Source organism: Corynebacterium sp. HMSC11E11 (genome assembly GCF_001807025.1).
GTDB lineage: Bacteria > Actinomycetota > Actinomycetes > Mycobacteriales > Mycobacteriaceae > Corynebacterium > Corynebacterium freneyi.
Genome location: NZ_KV787094.1, coordinates 6,112 through 8,040 on the forward strand (window position 1 = coordinate 6,112; position 1,929 = coordinate 8,040).

Genomic DNA, 1,929 nt, shown 5'->3' on the forward strand with positions numbered 1-1,929 from the left:
GGACTCGCCGAGCTCCGGCATCTCGACGTCGGAGGCCTTGCCACCGGAGCCACCGGACTTCTTCGGCTTCTCGTCCTTCTCCTCGGCCTCGTCGACGGTGGCGTTGTCGTCCTTGGACTCCGCCTCCTCGATGGCCTCCTCCGACGGCACGTCCTCGTCGTCATCGGAATCATCGGAATCGTCCGAGGCGGCCGCGTCGGCGTCACCGATGCGGGCGATGACCGCGCCGACGTCGACGGTGTCGTCGACCTCGGCGAGCACCTCGACGAGGGTGCCGGCGACCGGCGACGGGATTTCGGTGTCGACCTTGTCGGTGGAGACCTCCAGCAGCGGCTCGTCGACCTCGACGGTGTCGCCGACCTCCTTCAGCCACGCGGTGATGGTGCCCTCGGTGACGGACTCGCCGAGCTCCGGCATCTCGACGTCGGTGGCCTTGCCGCCACCGGAGCCGCCGGACTTCTTCGGCTTCTCGTCCTTCTCCTCGGCCTCGTCGTCCTTCTGCTCGTCCTCGGCGGGCTCGTCGGCCTCATCCTCGGCGTCGTCGGAGCCGGAATCGTCGGCCTCGTCGGCGTCACCGATCTTGGCGATGACCGCGCCGACGTCGACGGTGTCGTCCTCTTCCGCGAGGATCTCGAGCAGCACGCCGGCAACCGGGGACGGAATCTCGGTGTCGACCTTGTCGGTGGAGACCTCGAGCAGCGGCTCGTCGACCTCGACGGTGTCGCCGACCTTCTTCAACCAGGTGGTAATCGTTCCCTCGGTTACGGATTCGCCCAGTTCGGGCATCTCAACAGAGGTCGCCATGTGTGCTCTCCTCGACAATCGCTCAATAGTTGGTGATCACGAACAAGAGTACCGGTTCACAATTGCTCCCGCTTACGTGGTGCTCCTCCCGCTCATGAGGTGCGCCCGACGTGCCGGGTTCCGGCGTCGTCGGGCGCGTGCGGGGGGTGAACGGTATGCGAACGTGACCGGCACCGGACCGGGTGGGCCGATTTCCGATTCGGTCGGAATTACTTCCCGGCGAGATCCTCCAGCGCCGCGAGCATGGTGCGGACGGGAACGCCGGTGGCCCGCTTGGGGGTGTAACCCCACGGAGCATTCGTGTTGTACGCCGGGCCCGCGACGTCGATGTGGACCCACTCGACGTCATCGGCGACGAACTCGCGCAGGTATGCGGCCGCGACGCTCATGCCCGCCTCACGGGAGTTGGAGATGTTGCGCAGGTCGGCGACGGGGGACTTCAGGCCCTCGGCACCTTCCTCCGGAATCGGCATGGCCCAGCCACCTTCGCCGGCGTCGCGGGACAGCTCGGCGACGCGGTCGCGGAACTCGTCGGTGCCCAGCACGCCCGGAGTGCGGCCGCCCAGCGCGACGAGCTGCGCACCGGTGAGGGTGGCGGTGTCGATGAGGTGGGTCGGGCCATCCTCGCAGGCGCGGACGATGGCATCGGCGAGGATGAGACGTCCCTCGGCATCGGTGTTGAGGATCTCGACCGTCGTGCCGCCGTACTGGGTGATGACGTCACCCGGGCGGTAGGCGCGGCCGCCGGGCATGTTCTCGGCCATCGGAACGGTGGCGGTGACGGGAACCTCCAGCCCCAGGCGGGCGGCGAGCACCACGGTGGCGATGACCGCCGCCGCACCACCCATGTCGGAGATCATGTTGTCCATGTTCGCGCCCGGCTTCAACGAGATGCCACCGGTGTCGAACGTGACGCCCTTGCCCACGAGGGCGACCTTCGCCGCACCGTCGGCGGCCTTCGCGTCACCCTCCGCGCCGCCGTGCCACGTCAGGCGCACCAGACGCGGGCCGCGGGCGGAACCGCCGCCGACGGCCGTGAGGCCACCGAAGCCGCCCGCCGCCAGCGCCTCGTCGTCGAGCACCTCGACGTCGAGGCCCGCCGACTCACCGAGCTTCGCGGCGGCG

At 69.1% G+C, this 1,929-nt stretch carries 2 protein-coding genes; both read right to left on the reverse strand.

The features are described 5' to 3' along the window. Positions 1 to 804: biotin/lipoyl-containing protein (locus HMPREF3121_RS12770; protein ID WP_305764034.1), on the reverse strand; the 804-nt coding region annotated here is incomplete at its 3' end. Between the two features lie 209 nt (positions 805 to 1,013). Beyond that, positions 1,014 to 1,929: leucyl aminopeptidase (locus HMPREF3121_RS12775; RefSeq protein WP_246816015.1), on the reverse strand; the 916-nt coding region annotated here is incomplete at its 5' end.